General features: G+C 70.5%; 18 protein-coding genes. 5 read left to right on the top strand and 13 right to left on the bottom strand.

What is annotated here, in order from left to right; translation table 11 throughout:
* Window positions 1–8: 8 nt before the first annotated feature.
* Window positions 9–704: a response regulator gene (locus ACIA8L_RS49360; RefSeq protein ID WP_395916379.1), complete on the bottom strand. Its 696-nt coding sequence runs from the start codon at window positions 702–704 to the stop codon at window positions 9–11.
* A gap of 624 nt (window positions 705–1,328) precedes the next feature.
* Window positions 1,329–2,507 carry a sensor histidine kinase gene (locus ACIA8L_RS49355; RefSeq protein WP_395916140.1) on the bottom strand — a complete coding sequence of 393 codons (1,179 nt, stop codon included), beginning with the start codon at window positions 2,505–2,507 and terminating at the stop codon, window positions 1,329–1,331.
* Window positions 2,508–2,616: 109 nt separating this feature from the next.
* Here ACIA8L_RS49355 and ACIA8L_RS49350 point away from each other — a divergent pair, with 109 nt between their 5' ends.
* Together ACIA8L_RS49350 and ACIA8L_RS49345 are read left to right on the top strand one after the other, a co-directional pair.
* The gene (locus tag ACIA8L_RS49350) at window positions 2,617–3,312 is read left to right on the top strand and encodes an ATP-binding cassette domain-containing protein (RefSeq protein ID WP_395916138.1); all 696 of its coding nucleotides are present in this window, start codon (window positions 2,617–2,619) and stop codon (window positions 3,310–3,312) included.
* A complete protein-coding gene (locus ACIA8L_RS49345; RefSeq protein WP_395916136.1) occupies window positions 3,302–3,955 on the top strand; it encodes a hypothetical protein in 654 nt (217 codons plus the stop codon). Before ACIA8L_RS49350 ends, ACIA8L_RS49345 begins: the two co-directional genes overlap by 11 nt.
* Here ACIA8L_RS49345 and ACIA8L_RS49340 read toward each other — a convergent pair.
* A complete protein-coding gene (locus tag ACIA8L_RS49340) occupies window positions 3,952–4,329 on the bottom strand; it encodes a winged helix-turn-helix transcriptional regulator (RefSeq protein ID WP_395916134.1) in 378 nt (125 codons plus the stop codon). The two genes, ACIA8L_RS49345 and ACIA8L_RS49340, sit on opposite strands and share 4 nt — an antisense overlap.
* A gap of 74 nt (window positions 4,330–4,403) precedes the next feature.
* Between ACIA8L_RS49340 and ACIA8L_RS49335 the strand changes: the two genes are divergently transcribed.
* Window positions 4,404–5,225, top strand: coding sequence for an SDR family oxidoreductase (locus tag ACIA8L_RS49335; RefSeq protein ID WP_395916132.1), 822 nt, complete (start codon window positions 4,404–4,406; stop codon window positions 5,223–5,225).
* Between the two features lie 233 nt (window positions 5,226–5,458).
* On the opposite strand, the gene ACIA8L_RS49330 is transcribed toward ACIA8L_RS49335, so the two are convergent.
* The 9 genes from ACIA8L_RS49330 to ACIA8L_RS49290 form a co-directional block, all read right to left on the bottom strand.
* A complete protein-coding gene (locus ACIA8L_RS49330; RefSeq protein WP_395916130.1) occupies window positions 5,459–6,139 on the bottom strand; it encodes a hypothetical protein in 681 nt (226 codons plus the stop codon).
* A 437-nt stretch (window positions 6,140–6,576) separates the two neighbouring features.
* A complete protein-coding gene (locus ACIA8L_RS49325; RefSeq protein WP_395916128.1) occupies window positions 6,577–9,411 on the bottom strand; it encodes a DUF5682 family protein in 2,835 nt (944 codons plus the stop codon).
* Window positions 9,408–10,520 (bottom strand): AAA family ATPase, encoded by a 1,113-nt coding sequence (locus ACIA8L_RS49320; RefSeq protein ID WP_395916127.1) that lies wholly within the window; start codon window positions 10,518–10,520, stop codon window positions 9,408–9,410. The genes ACIA8L_RS49325 and ACIA8L_RS49320 overlap by 4 nt, the downstream gene beginning before the upstream one ends.
* 10 nt (window positions 10,521–10,530) lie before the next feature.
* Window positions 10,531–11,847 carry a VWA domain-containing protein gene (locus ACIA8L_RS49315; protein ID WP_395916125.1) on the bottom strand — a complete coding sequence of 439 codons (1,317 nt, stop codon included), beginning with the start codon at window positions 11,845–11,847 and terminating at the stop codon, window positions 10,531–10,533.
* Complete coding sequence (locus ACIA8L_RS49310; protein WP_395916123.1) at window positions 11,844–13,163, bottom strand: hypothetical protein; 1,320 nt, start codon at window positions 13,161–13,163, stop codon at window positions 11,844–11,846. The genes ACIA8L_RS49315 and ACIA8L_RS49310 overlap by 4 nt, the downstream gene beginning before the upstream one ends.
* Window positions 13,163–13,666, bottom strand: coding sequence for a hypothetical protein (locus tag ACIA8L_RS49305; protein WP_395916121.1), 504 nt, complete (start codon window positions 13,664–13,666; stop codon window positions 13,163–13,165). The genes ACIA8L_RS49310 and ACIA8L_RS49305 overlap by 1 nt, the downstream gene beginning before the upstream one ends.
* A 74-nt stretch (window positions 13,667–13,740) precedes the next feature.
* The gene (locus ACIA8L_RS49300) at window positions 13,741–14,925 is read right to left on the bottom strand and encodes an aminoglycoside phosphotransferase family protein (protein WP_395916120.1); all 1,185 of its coding nucleotides are present in this window, start codon (window positions 14,923–14,925) and stop codon (window positions 13,741–13,743) included.
* Window positions 14,922–16,784 carry a molecular chaperone HtpG gene (htpG, locus tag ACIA8L_RS49295; protein WP_395916377.1) on the bottom strand — a complete coding sequence of 621 codons (1,863 nt, stop codon included), beginning with the start codon at window positions 16,782–16,784 and terminating at the stop codon, window positions 14,922–14,924. Before htpG ends, ACIA8L_RS49300 begins: the two co-directional genes overlap by 4 nt.
* 102 nt (window positions 16,785–16,886) lie before the next feature.
* The gene (locus ACIA8L_RS49290; protein ID WP_395916118.1) at window positions 16,887–17,291 is read right to left on the bottom strand and encodes a nuclear transport factor 2 family protein; all 405 of its coding nucleotides are present in this window, start codon (window positions 17,289–17,291) and stop codon (window positions 16,887–16,889) included.
* A 60-nt stretch (window positions 17,292–17,351) separates the two neighbouring features.
* Here ACIA8L_RS49290 and ACIA8L_RS49285 point away from each other — a divergent pair, with 60 nt between their 5' ends.
* A complete protein-coding gene (locus tag ACIA8L_RS49285; protein WP_395916117.1) occupies window positions 17,352–17,918 on the top strand; it encodes a TetR family transcriptional regulator in 567 nt (188 codons plus the stop codon).
* Here ACIA8L_RS49285 and ACIA8L_RS49280 read toward each other — a convergent pair.
* On the bottom strand, window positions 17,860–18,438 hold the full coding sequence (locus ACIA8L_RS49280) for a TetR/AcrR family transcriptional regulator C-terminal domain-containing protein (RefSeq protein WP_395916115.1): 579 nt from the start codon (window positions 18,436–18,438) through the stop codon (window positions 17,860–17,862). The genes ACIA8L_RS49285 and ACIA8L_RS49280 overlap by 59 nt on opposite strands.
* 132 nt (window positions 18,439–18,570) lie before the next feature.
* Here ACIA8L_RS49280 and ACIA8L_RS49275 point away from each other — a divergent pair, with 132 nt between their 5' ends.
* Window positions 18,571–18,993 carry an ester cyclase gene (locus ACIA8L_RS49275; RefSeq protein ID WP_395916113.1) on the top strand — a complete coding sequence of 141 codons (423 nt, stop codon included), beginning with the start codon at window positions 18,571–18,573 and terminating at the stop codon, window positions 18,991–18,993.
* Window positions 18,994–19,097: the final 104 nt, after the last annotated feature.

Here is a 19,097-nt window from a genome sequence, read left to right as displayed (position 1 = left end):
CCTGCGGTCTACGTGCCGGTCTCCGGTTGTCGAGCCCGACGCCCGGTGAGCCCGAACTCGTATGCGACCACGACCAGCTGGGCCCGATCATGCACGCCCAGCTTGGTCATGGCCCGGTTGACGTGCGTCTTCGCCGTGTGCGGACTGACGAACAGCCGCGCCGCGATCTCATCGTTGGACATCCCGGTGGCGACGAGCCCGACAACTTCCCGCTCCCGCTCGGTCAACAGCTCGACCAACTGCCTGTCTCCAAGCGCCGCCGAAGCCCCACCGCCGCCCGGCTCGGCCAGAAACCGACTGATAAGACTCCGGGTAGCGGCCGCCGACAGCAGCGAATCCCCCCGGTGCACAGTCCGGATAGCAGCCAGCAACTCCTCCGGCTCCGCCCCCTTGCCGAGAAACCCACTGGCCCCAGCCCGAAGCGCCGCGAAGACATACTCATCAACTTCGAACGTCGTCAAAATCAGCACCCGAACCCCGGCCAGATCCGGATCACCCACAATCAGCCGGGTAGCCGCCAACCCGTCCAGATCCGGCATCCGAATATCCATGAGCACAACATCAGCCCGAACCCCCCGAGCCACCTCAACCGCCCGCCGCCCGGTCCCGGCCTCCCCAACCACAACAACGTCGTCAGCGCCTTCAACAAACACCCTGAACCCACTGCGAATCAACGCCTGATCGTCGGCCAACACCACCCGAATCGGCCCCCTCACAACCCCACCCCACCCAGCACCAGGACCCGCTCGCGGTCAAGCGCATGCCCCCCGCCCCGCAGCCCGCGCACCGACGCGCTCACAACCGCACCCCGTCCAGCTCCGCCAAGACAACTACGCCCCAGACCCGCACACCCGACCGCCGCCCCGCACCAGCTCCCACCCAACGCCGCGACTCCCACCCAGCCCCACAACTCCTTGCCACACTGAGACGAGCCCGCGCCCAACGCCCATCCCGCCCGGTGCCCACTCGAATCGGCGACCTCATGGGCACTCCGTCCAAGGCCAGCTTGCCCGGTGGCCGCCCAGACCGGCGGGTTCATTGGCTCGCCCCGTCGGACGAGGCCGGCAAGACGACCTCGACGCGGAACCCGCCGTCCGGTCGCGGCCCGCCACCAAGCTGCCACCCAGCGCCACAGCCCGCTCCGCGCAGCGTCCAGCCCACTTTCGAGCCCACCCGCCCAATGCTGACGTGGAGCGGCGGCGAGTTCACGACCCCATCTCGTCCACGGCCGGAATGACGGCTCGACGCAGAACCGCACTGCCGACCCGCAATCCCGACAAGACCAGGTCCGAGCCCAGCTCGCCCGGTGGCCACCCAGATCGGCGGGTTCATGGGCTCGCCCCGTCGGACGGGGCCGGCAAGACGACCTCGACGCGGAACCCGCCGTCAGGTCGCGGCCCCGCCTCCAAGCTCCCGCCCAGCGCCACAACCCGCTCCCGCATCCCGACGAGCCCAAGCCCGAGCCCAGCCCGCCCGGCGCTCGCCGCCGCCAGCGTCGCCGCCGCCGATGCTGATGCCGGCGTCGGTGGCGCAGCGTTGGAGACGCGGATCCGCAGCGCGGCCGGCTCGTAGTCCAGCGACACCTGCACGGGCGCGGCGGGGGCGTGTTTGCAGGCGTTGGTCAGCGCCTCCTGCACCACCCGATAAGCCGTCAGATCCACCGGTGCCGGGAGGGCGCGCTCCGCGGTGGACGCGATCGTGATCGACTGCCCGGCGCTCCGATGCGAGACCAGTAACTCCGGCAGCCCGGTCAGCCCCGGCAGCGGCTCCACCGGCACGAGCGGGTCCCCGGGGCGGCGTAACAGGCCGATCGTCTCGGTCAGCTCCGACAGTGCCGTCCGGCCCGCGCTGCGCACGTTGGACAGCGCCTCCCGGGCCCGCGCGGGCTGCCCCTCGAGCAGGTGGGCGGCCACACCGGCCTGGACGGTGATCAGCGCCAGCTGGTGGCCCACCGCGTCGTGCAGGTCGCGGGCGATCCGCAGTCGCTCCTCGGTGATCCGGCGCCGGGCTTCGGCCTCGCGGTCCTGCTCGGCACGGCTGGCTCGGGCCTCCACCTCGGCCAGGTATTCGCGGCGGCTGCGGGCGCCGTCCCCGGCCGCGACCGCCAGGCCGCCGAGTGCGGCCAGGGCCAGGTTCTCCACGCCCAGCCACGAGGCCGGCTTGACCAGCATGTGCAGGCCGGCGAACGCGAGCACGGCCAGGACGCCGATGATCAGGGCGCGGCGGCGGACGTGGGACTCGGCCACCGTGTAGAGGGCGATCAGCGGGGCCGTCAGGATCAGGGCGCCGTTGGTGCTGCTGTGGTTGAGGACCAGGTAGACCTCGGCCGCGATGGAGCTCACCAGGAACACGGCCAGCGGGTGGCGGCGGCGCAGGGCCAGGGCGCCGCACGCGACGATCACTGCGGTCAGGGTCGCGGGCTCGAGGGGGAGGCCGGTCGGCGAGCCGTGGGTCGTGACCAGCGCCACGATCGCCACGACGAGCCCGATGACCAGGTCCATCCTCATGTCCGTGACCGTACTCCCGGGGTACGACAAAAACGTCCCACGGCCGCGGTATTCCGGATGCCGCGGCCGGACGACGACTTCACACCGGGAAGCGCCGAGAGTCGTCGGCATGACAGAGGTTCAGGTACGGGGGCTCACCAAGCGGTACGGCGATCGGACCGCCGTCGACGCCCTCTCCTTCGACGTTCCGGCCGGCGCGGTGACCGGCTTCCTGGGCCCGAACGGGGCCGGCAAGACGACCACGCTGCGCATGCTGGTGGGGCTGGCCCGGCCCACGGCCGGTGCCGCGCTCATCGACGGCCGCCGCTACGCGCAGTTGCCGAACCCCCGCCGCACGGTCGGCGCGCTGCTGGAGGCCAACGGTTTTCATCCGGGCCGCCGCGGCCGTGACCACCTGCGGATCCTGGCCGACGAGGCCAATCTCGCAGAAGCCCGAGTCGAGGGGGTACTCGATGAGGTCGGCCTGACCGCAGCCGCCGGACAGAAAATCCGTACCTATTCGCTCGGCATGCGGCAGCGCCTGGGGCTGGCCGGTGCGCTGCTCGGCGACCCGGGGCTGCTGGTGCTCGACGAGCCCGCGAACGGCCTGGACCCCGCGGGCATGGCCTGGCTGCGGGCGCTCCTGCGGCGCCGGGCGGCGGAGGGGCGGACCGTGCTCGTCGCCAGTCACGTTCTGGCCGAGGTGGCGCAGACCGCGGACCAGATCGTCATCGTCCACAATGGACAGCTCCGGCACGCCGGCCCGGTCGAGCCGGATCTGGAGAGGACATTTCTTGCGGTGACGGGGGCGGGTCATGCGGGCTGAAATCCGGAAACTCACGACGGTACGGACACCGTGGCTCCTGCTCGTAGCTGCCCTCGCGCTGGTGGTGGCCGGGGCCGGGAGCCGGGTCGCCAAGCACCCCGAGGACGCCGTCGGGGCCGCGGCCCACGCCGGGCTCGCCGCGCTGTTCCCGCTCATGCTCGGGATCATGGCTATGGCGGGGGAGTACCGCCACCGCACCATCGCCGATACCTACCTCGCAACTCCCGGTCGTACGGTGGTGCTGCTGCGCAAATTCGCGTTGTACACCCTCGTCGGGGCCGGCTTCGGGCTTGTCGGCGCCCTGACCGTCACGATCATCGCCGACAACGTGCCGTTCAAGGTGCTGGCCGGGATCGTGGCCTGGAACGCGCTGTTCGCCGCGATCGGCGTCGGTCTCGGCGCGCTGGTCCGCAGCCAGGTCGGTGCGATCGCGGGCGCGCTGGCCTGGCTGGCCCTGATCGAGGGGGTCGCGGCCGAACTGGTCGGCCAGGACGCGGCCCGGTGGCTGCCGTTCCGGGCGGCGATGTCCCTGGGCGGCATGGACGCGGGCCTGAGCCAGGGCACCGCCGCGGCGGTACTCGGTGCCTACGCACTCGTGTTCATGGGCGCCGCATTCGCAGTACAACCGCGAGATTTGCCTTAATCAGACTTCGCTTGGTCGTATTGCTCCTGCGCGACCGTGATCTGTGGCATCTCGGCCTCGATGAGCTCGATGAGCTCGACGAGCTTGGTGGCGATCCTGGTCCCGGCGTCGGTCAGGCTGTATTCGACCCGGGGCGGGATCGCGCTGCGTACCTCCCGCACCACCAGACCGTCACGCTCGAGGGCGTGCAGGGTTTGCGACAGCATCTTCTCGCTGACCCCGTCCACGCGGCGGCGCAGCTCGTTGAAGCGGTGCGTGCCCTCGAGCAGCGCGGCGAGGGTCAGCCCGCCCCAGCGGCCGCTGATGTTCTCCATCACCGGCCGTGACGTGCAGTTGCGCGCGAACACGTCGAACACCGACGGGTCCCTGGACATGAGACCACGATAACTCACCGGTAGCACTTTCGATGGGGTTGCACTTTCTGAAAGTTAGTGCATACGATTCAGAAATGACGATCACCGTAACCGGCGCGACCGGGCACCTTGGCCAGCTGATCCTGCGTGAGCTGCAGGGACAGGACGTGCGCGCGGTCGCCCGGCGGCCCGAGGCCATCAGCGGCGTCGAGGCCCGCCTGGGCGACTACGACCGCCCCGAGACGCTGGTGGACGCGTTCGCCGGCACCGACACCCTCGTGTTCGTGTCCGCGAGCGAGGCCGGCAAGCGCACCGCCCAGCACCGCGCCGTCGTCGACGCGGCCGTCGAGGCGAAGGTCGGCCGGATCGTGTACACGAGCATCACGCTCGCCGACACCAACTCGATCCCGCTCGCACCCGAGCACAAGGCGACCGAGGAGTTCATCAAGGCGTCCGGCATCCCGTACACGTTCCTGCGCAACAACTGGTACTTCGAGAACTACACCGGCAACCTGGCCGGCACGCTCGAGCACGGCGCGGTGCTCGGCGCCGCGGGTGACGGCCGCATCGCCGCCGCGACCCGGGCCGACTACGCCGCGGCCGCCGCCGTCGTCGCGACCACCGCTGGGCACGACGGCAAGGCGTACGAGCTGGGCGGGGACCGGGCCATCACGCTCAGCGAGCTGGCGGCCGCGATCGCGGAACGCTTCGGCAAGCCGGTCGTCTACCGCAACCTGCCCGTCGACGACTACGCGGCCGCGCTGGAGAGCTTCGGCGTCCCGGCCGGGTTCGCCCGCGTCCTGGCCGAGGTCGACGCGACCATCGAGCACGGCTCCTTGGACGTGGTGACCGGCGACCTGAGCCGCCTCATCGGCCGCCCCACCACGACGCTGGCCGAGTTCCTCCAGACGCTCTGAACCGCCGACAAAAGCCCCAAACACAGATAAAGCGCCAACGCTGACAAAGCTCAGCACGGCGCAAGCGCAAAAGGCGACGAAGCTCAGCACGGCGCAAGCGCAAGAGGCGACGAAGCTCAGCACGGCGAAAGCTCCAAGCGCCGACGGAGCCCAAACGGCGGTAACGCGCAAAACGGCGACCAAGCTCGACCTGGCGATGAAGCTCAGCCCGGTGGCAACGGCCGGGCGGCCCGTTAACGCGGGTGTTCGATCAGGTCGGCGATCCGGACCAGCGGGCCGAGCCGGGCGGGAATTCCGTCGGGCTCGGCCAGCCGCCCGCTCTCCACCACCAGCAGCTCGCTCCCGTGCAGGCTCCACTCCGGCACCCGCCCCGACAGCTGCTCGGCCACCAGTTCCCGCCCGAACACGCCCCGCACCATCTCGGGCCGGGCCGCCCGGACCCGAAACGCGCTGTCGAACGGCTCATACCCGAGCGCCGTGGCCCGGTCCCCGAACAGTGTCCGCCCGAACCGCGACATGGCCCCGCGCCGGTGCACCGAGAGCTCCGGCCACGATCCCCGGACCTGCACGACCCAGACGACGAAGTGGTGTGTCTGGCTACTGGTGGAGGTGCTGCCGTCCGGCCCGGGGGAGGTGCTCGTCGTCGTGTACGAGTATTCGCCGACGGAAACCGCCCGCCCTCCGATGACCCCGCTGAGCGCCAGGCTCACCCCACGCTTGTTGTGCCCGGGCAGTCGCCGCCACCACTCGTTGGCCGGCCGCGCAATGTACTGCCACCGGTTGCGCACCGCCCAAACCTCGAGCCGCTCCCGCCGCTGCCGCTCCCGCCGCCGCGACACCACGGCCGCTGTGATGAGCAGCGCCAGGGCAACGCCGATACAGGCGAGCCCGCCCACGATCACCGACGAGTCCATGCCCCCACGCTAAGCACAGCCATCAACCCCCGCCGCACTCAGCCAGACGCCACCGCCGCAAAGACGGTGCGGGGCAGTGGCGAGCGAGGGTCGGCCGAGCGCAGGCGGCGAGGTGTGGCGAGCGCGGGTGCGGGATGTGCCGAGCTCAGGGTGCGGGGCGGTGGCGGGCGCGGCTCGGCCGAGTGCAGGCGGCGAGGTGTGCCGAGCGCGGGTGCGGGGCGGTGGCGGGCGCGGGCTGGCCGAGCGCAGGCGGTGAGGTGTGCCGAGCGCAGGGTGCGGGGCGGTGGCGGGCGCGGGCTGGCCGAGCGCAGGCGGCGAGGTGTGGCGAGCGCGGGTGCGGGATGTGCCGAGCGCAGGGTGCGAGGTGTTGCGAGTGCAAGGGGCCGGGCCCCCGGCGAACGTGTCGTCGGGGGCCCGGCGCGCCGCTCCGATACGGCCTAGACCGGAACGGCGAGCACAGCGGCCAGCGCGTCCACCGTCACGGGATGCGTTGCCAGCAAAGGCAATGGCAACGGCCCGCCGACGGCCGGCGTGGAGGTGATGGGCTGCCAGGCTACCGGTAGACCCAGCGCCGAAGCCAATGCGTCAGTCGTCGCCGGGTGCGTGGCCAGGAACCCGCCGACCAGACCGGCCGCCGCCGACGCGGCCAGACCCGATGCGGCCAGACCGGACGCCGCCGGACCTGAGGCCGCGCCCGCAGTGCCGGCCGGCGCACGCGAAGCCCGCCACGGCGGCACGAACGAGTCCACCGCCGCCAGCGTCCCCGGGAACGTCCGGCCCGCCTCGCGGATCAGGACCGGGACGAGCTCGGCCGCCTGCTCCCGCAGCGTCGTGATCAGCGTCGGCAGCCACGGCAGCAGGACCGGGTCGGGCAGCTTGCCGAACGCGTTGGACATGAACTCGACCACGAACGGGGTCAGCTTCGGCACCGGGTCGAGGGCCTGGATGAACCCGCTCAGATACTGCGGCACCGCCGGCACGACCAGCGGGTTGCCCAGCAGCTCGGCACCGCGGGCCCGCAGGTCGGCCAGGGGCAGCAGACCGAGCTGGTGGTTGGCCGACCAGAGCAGCGCCAGCTTCGCCGGGCTCTCCGGGTGCGACTGGCGGACGGCGATCTCCAGCTGGGCCCGGTCGCACCCGAGCGCCAGCGCCAGGCCCTCCATGGTGAACAGGAAGCCGAGCATGGCCGCGACCTGCCGCACGCCCGTCTCGTCGTCGACGAAGGCGGTGGGCAGCAGCGTGCAGTAGTGCGCGTAGCCGGCGGTGACGAAGGACTCGGCCCAGGCCGGCAGGTTGGGCTCGGTGGCGCGGTAGTGGGCAAGCAGCCGGCGGATGCGCTTGAGGACCTCCGGGGCTTCGTCGACCGTGCGCTCGGCCGCGAGCAGCTCGACCGCGCGGGCGCCGAGCTCGTCGGTGAAGCGGCGGCTGCCGAGGAACAGGATCGAGTCCTCGACGGCCCGCAGCGCGACCGCGGCCGTGGCGTCGGCCGCCCACACCGATCGACGCAGCCGCTGCTCCACGACCTGCTCGACGGTCACACCCTCGTAGCCGAGCTCGATGATGTAACGCTGGTGCTTGCCGATCGAGAGGTCCCAGCTCTCCTGGATGGACTTCTCGCCGAGCCGCCGGCTGCCCATGATCGGCCGGACGGCCCCCTCCGGCAGCAGGTATCGCAGCATCCACAACAGGTGCGAGGCCGGCCCGAGCGCGGGATTGCCGGCCAGGTCGAGCAGGGCCCGCTGGACGGTGGATTTGGTCAGGTCCAGCCCGATCGGGGACAGCCGGTCGTAGACGTCCCGGGCCAGCGGCGGCAGCGCCTCGTAGCCGACCTGCCCGACCCGGTCCCCGCCGAGCAGGATCTCGCAGAGCCGCCGCACATCGCGCCGCCCCGGCACGGCGTCCTTCTCGATGCAGGTGACCGCGGCGTCCTGGAAGTCGTACGGCGTCGGCCGGGCCCGGTTGCGCATCCCGGCCAGCAGGATCGACGTCTCGAACACGGCGATCGCGTCGGCGGTGCTGGACAGGTAGCCGTTGCGCCGCGCCAGGCGCACGATGTCGACGCACCAGCCGAGCAGCTCGTCCTCGTCGAGCCCGTCCAGCGTCGGCGGGCTGGCCAGGAACCCGGTCAGCTTGTCGGCGACCGGCTCGGGGACCACCGCCGTCGAGGCCGCCGCGACGTTCTTGCGCTTGCGGCTGCCCTTCTGCCCCTCCAGCTGAAACGGTGTGAGCCGGGTCCGGGCGAGGGCCTTCTGCCAGGTGGCGGCGGCGATCGACACCGAGCCCGAGGCCAGCCCGAACTGTGCCTCGATCGCCGAATGGCTGGACGGGATCAGCCCGTAGAGCCACTTCGTCTCCGAGCGCGGGCTGATCTCGAAGTCCGGGACACCGTCCGCGGTGCCGAACTCCGCGACCCGGCTGGCCGCGTGGAAGGCGCCGCAGACGTAGAGGCAGTCGGCCTTGTCGACACCGGTGCGGGCCAGGTGCTCGCGCATCCGGGTCCACATGTATCGCTCCCGGTCCTCGTCGACGCTGAGCCGCCGGGTGCCGGACGGTGCGAGCCGCCGGAACAGGCTGCCGATGAGCACCATGACCTGCCGGTAGGTCTCGTAGTCGGCCCCGGCGAGGGGCTGCTCGACGTATTGGTCCCACCACTCCGACCAGTGCCGCACCTTGCCGTGGTGCAGCAGGTGCTCCTCGAGCTCGGCGAAGCGCGGGCGCAGGTCACCGATCTCGATGCCGACCGCGTCGCCGTGCAGGTCGGTGTCCTCGGCCTCTTCGGCGTCCCCCGCCGCGGCGGTGTCCGCTGACGAGCGTGGCTCCCACTGGAAGACGTGATCCGTGGAGCGGTCGACGAGGACGAGCTCGACCCCGGGCGTCTCCAGGGCATAGGCGATCGCCTGGTATTCCGCCGACGCCTCGGTGATCGGCGCGACGATGCTCAGCGGCCCCCACTCCTGCGGGAACCCGTCCAGCTGCGACGCGAACGCCTGCAACGCGACCGGCAGCCGGCAGTTGCGCAGCTCGGTCAGCAGCGGGCCGAGGTCCTCGCACAGCTCCAGGTAGATGACCTTCGGCTGCTTCTCGCGCAGGCGGCGGACCATGGCCAGCCCGGAGGCCGGCGAGTGGTGGCAGACCGGGAAGATCTCCAGCTCCTCGCGCAGCGCCCGGTCGACGTCGTCGACGATCCCGGCCAGGATCTCGGGCACCGCGCCGCGGTCGGTCAGCGCCGTGGCGGCGCCGACCAACTGCGTCCGCAGGTCGTCGAAGATCATGACAGGGTGGCGATCGCCTGGCGGCCGCCCTCGAGGAACGCCGGCCACTCCCCGCCGTCCTCCTTGCTGCGCGGCTCGACCACGCCGTGCCAGTACTTGTTCAGGATCGCCAGGTCCTCGGGGCTGCGCCGGGCCAGGGACCCGACCAGCGACCCGGCGAGCGTCTCGGCCTTCAGGCTGCGATCGCCGAAGAACGTGCTGTGCAGAATCGCGTCCTCCAGCACACCGATCTGCTCGGCCGTCGACAGCGCCGACTCGAGCTTCTCGTCGTCACTCGTCGCCGACGACGCCGCGGCCCGCAGGTCGGCGAAGCTTTGCAGCAGGATGTCGAGCAGGTTGGGCGGCACGTCGAGCTCGATCTGGTGCCGGTGCAGCAGCTCCGTGGTGCGGAACCGGACGATCTCGGCCTCGCTCTTCTTGTTGGTCACCACCGGGATCCGCACGAAGTTGAACCGCCGCTTGAGGGCCGAGGACAAATCGTTGACGCCCCGGTCGCGGCTGTTGGCGGTGGCGATGATGGAGAAGCCGGGCTGGGCGAAGACGATGTTGTCGTCCTCCAGCTCGGGGATCGACACGTACTTCTCCGACAGGATCGAGATCAGCGCGTCCTGCACGTCGCTGGTCGACCGGGTCAGCTCCTCGAACCGCCCGATGACACCCCGCTCCATCGCCGTCATGATCGGCGACGGGATCATCGAGGCCCGGGACTGGCCCTTGGCGATGACCATCGAGACGTTCCAGGAGTACTTGATGTGGTCCTCGGTCGTGCCGGCCGTGCCCTGCACCACGAGCGTCGAGTTGCGCGAGATGGCCGCCGCGAGCAGCTCGGCCAGCCAGCTCTTGCCGGTGCCGGGGTCGCCGATGAGCAGCAGACCGCGGTCGGAGGCCAGGGTCACGATGCTGCGCTCGACGAAGCTGCGGTCGCCGAACCACTTTTGCGAGACCTCCCGGTCGAGGCCGTCGGCCCGCTCGGAACCGAGCACGAACAGCCGGACCATCCGCGGGCTGAGCCGCCACGAGAACGGCTTGGGCCCGTCGTCGATCGACTCCAGCCAGTCGAGCTCCTCGGCGTATTTGACCTCGGCGGGGGCGCGAAGCATTTCAGTCATGAGGGGTCTCCTATGCGAGGAAGCTTTTGAGCTCGGACACGAGCTTGCGGACGTGGCCGGACAGCACCGGCGTGCCCAGGTCCTTGAAGCGCTGACGGAACCACGGGTTGACGCTCTGCTCGCCGCCGCTGCCGACCGAGCCGACGGGGATGAACTTCACGCCCGAGCGGTAGACCGACTGGATCATGTCGAAGAGCGGCTGGGAGCGGTCGAACTCGTAGAAGTCGGAGATCCAGACCATCACCGTGTTGCGCGGGTCGGTGATCTTCGGCTGGGCCATGGCCATCGCGACCGGCCCGTCGTTGCCGCCGCCGAGCTTGGTGCGCAGCAGCACCTCGAACGGGTCGTGCACCCACGGCGTCAGGTCCAGCGCCCGCGTGTCATACGCGATCAGGTGCACGTCGACCTTCGGCAGCCCGGCGAAGATCGAGGCCAGGATCGTGCAGTTGACCATCGCGTTGACCATCGAGCCGGACTGGTCGACGACGACGATCAGCTTCGCCGGCGTGGTCCGCTTCGCGGTCTGCTTGTAGAAGAGCCGGTCGACGTAGAGCCGCTCGTCCTCGGGGCTCCAGTTGGTCAGGTTCTTCCAGATCGTGCGCTCGATGTCGAGGTTGCGGAACACCCGCTTCGGCGGCACCGACCGGTCGATCTCGCCGACGCTGGTCTGCTGCACCTGCGTGCGCAGGACCGCGGCCACCTCGTCGACGAACTTGCGGATCAGCGCCTTGGCGTTGGCGAGGGCCACGCCGGACAGGTTGCTCTTGTCCCGCAGCAGCTGCTCGATCAGCGACATGCTCGGGGTCAGCTGCTTGGCCAGCGCCGGGTTGGCGAGCACCTCCCGCAGGTGCATCCGCTTGATCAGGTCGCCCTCGATGCCGCCCAGGACCCCGCCGAGCCCACCGGCGTTGGGCTTGCCCCGCAGCTCGCCCGGGTCCATCCCGAGCGCCTTCTCGAACCAGCCGGCGTCGGCCTGCCAGTTGGCGAGCTGGGTGGCGCTGACATTGCCGTGCCCGGTGTTGAAGACATTGATGAGCAGCTTCGACACCAGCGCGGCCCGCCGCACCTCGAGCCCGTCGGTGGCGGCGACATCCGCCGCCATCAGCCCCTCGAACTCGGCCGCGAGCTCGGGGTGGCGCTGCACCAGGTTGTCGACGGACACACCGGGGTCGAGCAGCGCGGGCGGAAGGCCGATGTCGTCGACGATCGCGACACTGGCCGACTCCAGCGCCATCTGCTCGTCAGCCTCGAAGAGACGGCCGAGCATCCGCCAGTAGAGAACCTGCCGCCGGTTCTCGTCTGATGTCGAATCCGAGACGTCAGTCATTTGCGCAGCAACCTTCCGGCCCGCTCGCGCAGCACCTCGACCGCCTCGCCGGCCGCCTTGGCCAGCTTGGCGTCGGTCGGCCCGAGCGCCCAGTCGGCGGTGTGCACGGCGACCGCCTTCTTCTTGACGGTGGTCTGCACGCCCAGCGGCTGCACCGTCCACGTGCCGTCGTCCCAGCGCAGCAGCCCGATGCCGGCGGTCGCGGCGGTGACCGTCGCCGGGGTCAGCGGCCCGCAGGCCGGCAGCCGGGTCGTGTCGAGCGCGACCGCCGAGACGTCCTCGACCAGGACCGGCTCGGCGATGCGGGCCGGGTGCCGCTCCAACGGCGGGGTGGCCGGCGCGGTCGCGGCCGCGAGGTGCACGCGGGCGGTGGTGAACGGGTCGGCCTCCTCGCCCGGTTTGGCCTGCGCGTCGCGCCAGATCAGATCGCCGCCGGAGAGCAGCGGCATGTCGGTGAGGTCGAGGGCGCGGTGCTCGGCCAGCGCGGTCAGCAGCATCGGATGCCCGTCCAGGAGGCGCCAGATCGCGGGCCCGACGATCGTGTCGACCTTCGCCGCGGAGACGCTGGCCCGCACCAGCCGGGTCGTGCCGCCGGCCTCGAGGACGCCGTGGACCTGCACCTGCACCGCGGTCGGGTGCTCGTGGACGTCGACGCCGAGCGGGAACAGCCGCCCGGTGACCGTCCCCTCCAGGGCGACCCGCTGAGGTCCGCGCGCCAGCAGCAGGGCACGGCTCCACAGATCGGCCCAGCGCCGGACGGGCACGTGCGCCATCGTCGCGATCGGGCTCCCGGCCCGCAGCTCCGCGGCGAGCCCGTCGAGCAGCACCCCGAGGCGCCGCAGCTCCGGCTCGGCGAGCGCCGCCTCGACGGCCTGACCGGACGCGGCGACGAGGTCGTGGTCGACACCCCGCCAGCCGGTGATCGCGAGCTCGCGCAGCCAGGACCGGGCGCCGGCGAGGACATTCAGGCGGTCCCCGTTTTCGAGCGAACCCGCCCAGTCGGCCCGGGTGCGGCCCAGCGCGGCGTCGGCCCGGGCCAGCAGCGCGTCGTGGACCGCGCCGAAGAGCGCGATGCGGGCGGCGGCGAGGGCGAAGAGGTGCTCGTCGGCGACGGAGCCGGCCACGATCTTGTCGACCGCCTCGGCGACCGGCTCGCGCAGCGGGCTGCCCGCGAACGCCCCGGCCAGCGCGGTCAGGGCGGCCGCCCGGTCCTCGTCGAGGCGCGCGAACCCGTGCAGCAGGCCGTCATCGACGGCGCCGGCGGCCGCGAGCGCGTCGGCGACGCCGTCGTCGCCGGTGAAGAGCTCGGTCAGCATCAGTGCTCCCCCGCGGGCGAGACAGACGGCGAAACAGACGGGAACCAGTGCAGCTCCGGGATCGGCTCGTCGCTGCCCGGCAGCTCCAGATAGGCCAGGTGGCGCAGGAACCCGCTGAACACGGTCGCGGCCGGGGACGGCTCGTGGTGCGGCTTGAGCCCGTGCAGCAGGGACGTGCTCTCGTCGATCTCGATGCGCAGGTAACGCGCCACCCGCTCGCGCCCGTATTGCAGCTCGGCCTCGTCGAGCAGCGCCTGCAGATGTTTGCAGGGATAGGACCCGCGCAGGCCGCCGCACGGCCGGTTGTTGTTGGTACTACAGCTCAGCCCGTGGTTGCCCGCGCCGATCGAGGAGACGTAGACCCGCTCGATGTCCGATCCGCTCGACACCACGCCCTGCAGCCGGCCGTCGGTCAGCTCGACGAACGGAACCTTGGCCAGTTTGCGGGGCTGTACGGGCGGTATGACAACCGCCGTCGAGCGCGTTTCGACGCTCAAGACCATCAACCTCCAGCATCTGCGATGATCGGGTGTCCCCGACGCCAGAAGTTGTATCGCATGGGTACGACAAAAAATTGTCAGCCCTGGTCAACCGCCAATTTGAGGCAGCGCGGGACGTCTTCGGCGTGATAGGGCCACTCGCTCGGCTCGATGTTCTCCACGAAGGTGCTGTAGATGAGGGCGCCGTACAACGGGGACAGGGGTCGCAGCAGGTCCACCGCCCGCACCGGGTCGCTGCCCGGCACGACCTGCCGCCAGAGCGCGGCCCAGTGCTCGACGAGCGCCACCTCGTCCGGCGGGGCGAGCCCTCCGCTCAGACTCAGCACGTCGAAGCCCGGATGGCCGAGAAACGAGTCACCCCAGTCGAGCGCGGCCGGCGGTACCGATGCGGAAAATCGCACATTGCCGGGGTGGAAGTCGGCATGGACGAGCGTGTCGGGCAGCCCGCACGCCGCGAGCTCGGCGAACCGCTCGGGCAGTGAGTCCAGCAACGCCTCCAGGCCGGGGATCTCCTCGAGCCAGGGCAGCGCGGCCGCGACCATCTGATCGGCCAGCAGCGGGCCACGACGGTCCCGCACACCCCGCGCGGCCAGGGCATCCACGTCCTCGACGGCGCGCCGCTGCAGCCCGTGCAGCAGATCCGCCATGCCGTACCGCGCGGCCGCGGGTGCGCCGAACCCGTCCTCGCCCGGCAGATGGCCGATCAACTGCCGACCATTACCATCGGCGGATATCAATGGCGGCGCCGAACCTGGCGCGACCGAGTTGAGCCAGGCCAGAACCTCGCTCTCGGCCTTCAGGAACGGCGGCAGATGCTTGAGCCAGACCGTTCCGCGATCCGTTTCGAGCCGCCAAAGGCCGGACAAGTTCCAAGTTTTTCTTTGCACAGCCTTCGCGGGGGTACTGTAACCCGCCCGCACGAGTTCATCGCGCGCCCAGGCGAGCGAGGCCGCCGGCCCGCCCACTTCCGCGTAGGGCGCCCGGAGCGGATGCGGCTCCAGGCGGAACGAGGTCGGCGCGAGTTCTGGAGCGCCATGTTCGAGCTGCGCGAGGTAGGTCACCACGCCCCCGACGGGCCCCGGCCCGTCCGCGCCGAGGAACCGCAGCACGCTGATCTCGGCGCCGAACGCGCGCGCCCCGTCGACCAGGTCCTCGGTCTCGGGCCAGAAGGGGATCCGCGCGTCGAACGGCGGCAGCTCCCCGAGCACCGCGCCGTCCCCGTCCACCAGGACGAGGACGGCGGTCCGCACCGGCAGGCTCACAGCGAACGGGCCAGCCGGTCGGCGAGCAGCCGGGTGAAGCGGGACGGGTCGGTGAGCTCGCCGCCCTCGGCCAGCAACGCCATGCCGTAGAGCAGTTCCGCGGTCTCGCCGAGCGCCGGCGACGAGGCGTCGGCCGTGAACGCGTCACGCAGCCCGGTCACGAGCGCGTGCTCGGGATTGAGCTCCAGAATGCGCTTGGTGTGCGGCATTTCCTGGCCCATGGCGCGGTACATCTTCTCGAGTGTCGGCGTGATGTCGTGGGCGTCGCCGACAATGCACGCCGCCGACGTCGTCAGCCGCGTGGAAAGGCGGACCTCCTTGACGTCCGCCTCCAGCGCCGTGCTCATCCACGAAAGCAGGGGCGCGAACTCCTCGGTGCGCTCCGCGGGGACTTCTTCCGCGCCCAGGTCGACCTGACCCTTCGCAACGGACTGCAAATTCTTCCCGTCGTACTGCGTGACCTGTTCGACCCACACCTCGTCGACCGGGTCCGTGAGGATGAGCACCTCGTATCCCTTGGCCAGAAACGCCTCGAGATGCGGCGAGTGCTCGACCGTCGCGCGGCTCTCACCGGTCATGTAGTAGATGTCGGTCTGGCCCTCCTTCATGCGCTCCACATAGTCGCGCAGCGAAGTCGGCTCGTCCGGCGAATGGGTCGACGGGAGGCGCAGCAGATCGAGCAGCGTCTCGCGGTTGTCGGTGTCGTCGAGGAGACCTTCCTTGAGCGCGCGGCCGAACTCGTTCCAGAACGTGGAGTACTGCTCGGCGGGCAGATCCTTGAGCGTCGAGAGCACCTTCTTCACCAGGCGCCGCTGCACGACCTGGATCTGACGGTCCTGCTGCAGGATCTCGCGGGAGATGTTGAGCGAGAGGTCGTGCGCGTCGACGACACCCTTCACGAAGCGCAGGTATCGCGGGGTGAGCGCCTCGCAGTCGTCCATGATGAAGACGCGCTTGACGTACAACTGGACGCCCCGGTGCCCGTCGCGCATGAAGAGGTCGAACGGCGCGCGGGCCGGGATGAAGAGCAGGGCCTCGTATTCGAAGGTGCCCTCGCCCTTCATGTGAATGGTCTCGAGCGGGTCGGTCCAGTCGTGGCTCACGTGCTTGTAGAACTCGTTGTACTCCTCCTGGGCGACCTCGCTGCGCGGCCGGGCCCAGAGCGCCTTCATCGAGTTCAGCGGCGCCGGGGTCTCGGCCTCCGCGGCAGCAGTACCCCCGGAGTCTTCTGTGTCTTTGTCCTTTGTGTCTTTGGCGTCTTTGGCCGGGGCCAGGCGGATGGGCCAGGCGATGAAGTCGGAGTACTTCTTGACGATCTCGCGGACCTTCCACTCCGCGGTGTAGTCGAAGAGCTGGTCCTCGCTGTCCTCGGGCTTGAGGTGCAGCGTGACCGTGGTGCCCTGCGGCGCCTCGTCGAGGGTCTCGATCTCATATGTGCCCTCGCCCGCGGACTCCCATCGCGTGCCCTGGCTCTCCCCGGCCCGCCGGGTCACCAGCGTCACCTTGTCGGCGACCATGAACGTCGAGTAGAAGCCGACGCCGAACTGCCCGATCAGCTCTGCCCGCCCCTCCTGCTCGGCCGATTCGCGCAGCTGCTTGAGCAGTTCCGCGGTGCCCGACTTGGCGATCGTGCCGATGAGTGAGACGACTTCGTCGTGCGACATGCCGACGCCGTTGTCCCGGACGGTGAGAGTTCGCTGATCCTTGTCGATCTCCAGTTGAATGTGCAGATCGCTGGTGTCGACGTCCAGCTCCTTGTTCACCAGCGATTCCAGGCGCAGCTTGTCCAGCGCGTCGGAGGCATTCGAGATCAGCTCGCGCAGGAAGATGTCCTTGTTCGAGTAGATCGAGTGGACCATCAACTGCAGCAGCTGCCGCGTCTCGGCCTGGAACTCCAGCGTCTCGCTCACTTCGGCTCCTTCTTCGAAGGCATTGGCGCCGAAAAGAATACTGGCTACGGCTCAAGCGAGGGCACGCCGCATAGCGGCGACATCCTGATACTCCCGCCAGTGCGTGATCTTTCCGGCCCGGGCGGTCAGCACGAGCACGAAGGCGGCCGCGGACCGGGCGCCGTCCTTGTGCGCGACGCCGGACAGTTCGTACTCCACGACGATCGTCCCCGGGTCGGCGGTGTCGTGCACCGCGATCACCCGGCACTCGTCGATGCGGGCCGGGAAGGCGGCCCGCTGCGGCCGGGCGAAGTCCAGGAAATCCTGCTTGCTCGCGAACCGGTTGCGCGCACCCGGTGGTGCGAACGGCATCTCGATGACGACGTCGTCGGCGAACTGATCGCCCGTCACCTCCGTCGGCCGGGTCAGCCACTCGTTCGCCATGCGGTCGAACAACTCGCGCGGGGTGCCGTCCATGGTGCAGCGCCTCCTAAGATGAGTACCAACTCAGCTTAAAATAATGAGTGGAGACTCATCTTGTCCAGACCGATGCGCGCGGACGCGCAGCGCAACCGGGCGCGCATCCTGGCCGCGGCCGACACGGTGTTCGCCGAAGGCGGAGCGAAAGCGTCCACCGAGGAGGTGGCCCGGCGGGCCGGGGTGGCGATCGGCACCGTGTTCCGGCATTTCCCGACCAAGGACGACCTGCTGCGGGCGCTGCTCAAGCGGCTCCTGGACGAGCTCACCACGGCCGCGGCCGACCTCGACGGGCGACCGGGCGGTCTGGCGGCGTTCTTCGAGCTGATCGTCGAGCGGACCGCCGCGAACCGGACCGTGGTCGAGCTACTGGCGGTCGAGGTACCCCTGGCCGGCCCGCTGGGCACCCTCACCGCGGCCGCGCAACGCCTGCTCGAACAGGGTCAGGCCGCGGGTGAGCTGCGCTCTTCGCTGCGCATCGACGCGGTGATGGCGCTGCTGGCCGGCGTCACGCAAACGGCACTGACCGGCTCGCCCGACCTGCGTCGGCGGACGCTGGACATCGTGTTCAGCGGGCTGCGTCAAACCCCGTCAGCAGGGCCTCCACCGCGAACGCGAACCGCGTGAAGTCGTCGCCGCCGTCCCCCGAGGTCGCGGCGGCCAGCAGGAGCGGGTGACGCTCCGCATCCAGCGCCGGGGCCGCCGCCTCCCCGATCGCGACCTCGGCCGCGGTATGACTGATCACGAACAGCGTCAAGGCGTTGATGACGTCGAGGGCGGTGCCGAGCCGGAAGCCCGCGTCCGTCAGCACCCGCAGCCCCGTCTCGACCGCGTCCAGCGTCGCCGGAGTGGCGGCCGGCCGCACGATCGCGGGCAGGACGCCGGGGTGCTCGAGCAGCAGCGTGCGCAACTCGTGCGCATACGTGCGCAGGTGCTCACGCCAGTCATCGCCCGGCGCGGCCGGCGTGGCGGCCGTGAAGACGTGCTCGACCAGCCCGTCGACCAGGGCGTCCTTGTTCGGGACGTAGTGGTACAGGGTCATCGCCTCGACGTCCAGGGCCGCACCCAGCGCGCGCATGGTCAACCCACTCAGCCCGACGCGGTCGACCAGCTCGAGGGCGGCGTCGAGCACCTGCGCCCGGGTCAACCCGGCGCGCTCACCACGCCGGCGTTTTGCGGCCACGGGCCTGCCTTCCGGATTTTGGGGGTTGCGGCTTCTTATGGCGTAAGACTACTCTGGGGGCGGGAAATTTACGGCGTAAGAATGAGGGGGCTGGCCATGAGCGCGAACAAGCAGGTGGTGGAGGACTTCTTCGCGGCCGTGAACGAGCGTCGGATCGAGGACTGGCCCAAGTACATGGCCGACGACGTGGTGGACCACAACAAGGTGATCTTCGGCGAGGAGGACCGGCCGGGAGCGGCGTTCGAGGCGTTCCGGCAACAGCTGGAGGCGTTCGGCGCGGGCGGGATGTTCCCGCAACAGCTCATCGCCGAGGGTGACACGGTGGTGGCCCGGCTGCTGGTCCGCGGGACGCACACCGGATACCACCCCCGGATGCCGGAGCCCACCGGCCGGTCATGCGAAGTGGAGCAGATCTGGATTCTGACCTTGCGCGACGGGAAGATCTCCGAGCTGCGGGCGGTCAGCGATCGGCTCGGGATGTTCTTGCAGCTCGGCTGGGACTGGCCGGCGGCCGGCTGACACACTCCGCCGGTGCGGTGCGGTGCGGTGCGGTGCGGTGCGGTGCGGTGCGGTGCGGTGCGGTGCGGTGCGGTGCGGTGCGGTGCGGTGCGGTGCGGTGCGGT

Source organism: Dactylosporangium sp. NPDC051541, from assembly GCF_044454505.1.
GTDB lineage: Bacteria > Actinomycetota > Actinomycetes > Mycobacteriales > Micromonosporaceae > Dactylosporangium.
The sequence above is the reverse complement of the archived record's forward strand: the minus strand, read 5'-3'. Positions and strand labels throughout refer to the sequence as shown.